Here is a 2,382-nt window from a genome sequence, read left to right as displayed (position 1 = left end):
GAACACGGAAGTTAAGCTCTCTAGCGCCGATGGTAGTTGGGACCTTGTCCCTGTGAGAGTAGGACGTCGCCAAGCAAAAACCTAAGTCGATTCGACTTAGGTTTTTTTATGTTTATTTTTATTTATCAGCTGTTATAATCTATAATTTTAATAGTCCTAAAGAAGAAAAAAGATAAAATAGAAACGATATAAAGTGATAAGAAGGTTATAAAGTAATATATTTAAATGTAAATTAAAGGTAAGAATTACCTTTTGCATGAATTTAGTTGTAAAATGAACAAAAAAATTTTTACTTTTACATAACCTCTTTGTTTTTTTAGGGTTTTACATAAGGATGAATCTATAATTAAGGTAGTTAACATATATTTTTGATGGGTGTGGGGGATTATGAAAGAAATATGCATGTTATTAGTGGCTGTTATATTATGGGGGACAGCCATTGCGCCAACGAAATGGGCGTTAGAATCTATTCAACCGTTTACTTTGTTGTTTATTCGTCTTTTCTTTGCGGGTGGAATTTGTATGCTATTCTCATTTAAACAACTACAAAAATCAGTTGTACATAAAAAAGTTCCATGGAAAAGAATGAGTTTGTTAGCTTTTACCGGTGTAGCTGGATATTTTATGTTTACATCCTACGGCATTTCTTTAACAAGTGGATTACATGTTAGTATCATAGATGCTGCATTACCATTAGTTACAATTCTATTTTCAGCATTCTTTTTGAAAGAGAAAATTCGGTTGAATTATTGGATAGGAATTATATTGGGGGCTATAGGAGTACTCTTTATTACGATTCCATCTAAAGGTGTTGATCAAGAAGTATCTTTAATAGGAGATGTACTTATATTATTGAGCACTTTTCTATTTGCTTTCTACACAGTTTTGTTAAAACGACCAAAACAAGAACAGTATTTATCAAATGAGGTATTTACCACATTAACTTTAATTATCGGAGCTGTTATTCTATTGCCGTTTGCCTTGGTAGAAATTCTTTATTACGGTTTCCCAAAGATTGAAACTTGGAAAACGGGATTTAGTGTAATGTACCTTGTTATTGGAGCAACAATTTTAGCATATTGGTTCTGGAATAAAGCGCTAGAGAGAGTTTCTGCATCAGTAAGTGGATTATATTTAAATGCATTACCGTTAATAAGCATTGTTACTTCAATTATCCTATTAAATGAATCTCTGACATGGAGGGTAATAATGGGGGCAAGTCTAGTTTTAATTGGAGTAGGATGGGCGGATAAGCAAAAAATACGTAATCTATTAAAAGGTAATAAGGTGTAGAGTCGGGACTGTTAAACAGTATGTTTTATATAATTAAAAATGTTAAAAAGATACCTTATATATATGAGGTATCTTTTTATATTTAGCAAAGAAAATAGACTGAAATTAGTATGGATATTCTTTGCTATATCTATATGTATCGAAATCATTTTGAAATATTGTTTGAACGAGCTGCATACACTCAGTATCGTAAAAACTTTCGAAAGTAGGATGGCGAGGGAATAAAGGATTCGTAATATCGCCTTCACTAAAATCCCCTTTATAAATCATGGTGGGAGTTTGATGATGCCAAGATGTTGAGAACTCATTTATTGGTGCAACTTTTAATTCGAAACGCTTTTCTAATTCTTTCATTTCCTGATTGAAGTTTTCTAAGTATATATAATTGGTCACATATTCTTCTTCACCAGTTATATATTGTTGTGTGAAATGTGGGTTAATGTCATCAGCTTGAGCACCTTTAATAAATAAGCAGTATAGAAATTGTTTAAATGAGATCCCTTTAGGAGAGTTTTCATCTTGATATAAAAACTTTCGGATGGGTTTCCATTCGGGATTCTCCACATAAGGAGGTGCAATTAAGGATACGAAAGAACTGACTGCCCTCCTATAAGGGTTGCGAACAAGTTTAAAAGTTTCTTTTTGTTTTTCTCGTAACGCTATACCTAGTCGTACACTATAGGCAGGTGTATTTTTGTATATATGATATTCATAATTATGAATGAAAGGACTATAGCTTAGAGCTGTTTGTAATAAATCAATCTGGTAAAAGAACCAATTAGCAAGAGAGGTGCAACCGCTTTTTTGACTCCAGAATAGAATGATGGGGAAATTTCTATGATAGTTTGGAATTCTTGAATGGGTGCTTATGATGCGTAATAAAGAAGAATCGAACAATCTCTACACTCCTTTCAGTTATCTTATTAATATGTATGAGAAATAAAGAAGGGGTATGAGAGTATCTTTCATCTTTTAAAAAAAACGAAAGATTAATATTGACTATTATTATATTGAGGTGTAATATAGAACAAGTCGCCGATGCAATAACGCAGAAAACGACAAACGAAATAAAAAACTTAGTTGACATCA

2 protein-coding genes are annotated in these 2,382 nt (G+C 32.1%); one reads left to right on the top strand and one right to left on the bottom strand.

Annotated features, from left to right (window positions below; translation table 11 throughout):
- Window positions 1–387 precede the first annotated feature (387 nt).
- Complete coding sequence (locus tag JDS98_RS29545; protein ID WP_000658279.1) at window positions 388–1,293, top strand: DMT family transporter; 906 nt, start codon at window positions 388–390, stop codon at window positions 1,291–1,293.
- Between the two features lie 105 nt (window positions 1,294–1,398).
- On the opposite strand, the gene JDS98_RS29540 is transcribed toward JDS98_RS29545, so the two are convergent.
- Window positions 1,399–2,190, bottom strand: coding sequence for a sulfotransferase family 2 domain-containing protein (locus JDS98_RS29540; protein WP_097959935.1), 792 nt, complete (start codon window positions 2,188–2,190; stop codon window positions 1,399–1,401).
- Window positions 2,191–2,382: the final 192 nt, after the last annotated feature.

The sequence above is a fragment of the Bacillus cereus group sp. N11 genome (assembly GCF_016483605.1).
Taxonomy (GTDB): domain Bacteria; phylum Bacillota; class Bacilli; order Bacillales; family Bacillaceae_G; genus Bacillus_A; species Bacillus_A toyonensis.
This window is presented reverse-complemented; position numbering and strand designations above follow the sequence as displayed.

Coding starts and splice junctions, on each gene's coding strand:
- JDS98_RS29545 (WP_000658279.1), top strand. CDS start 388: ATGAAAGAAATATGCATGTTATTAGTGGCTGTTATATTATGGGGGACA.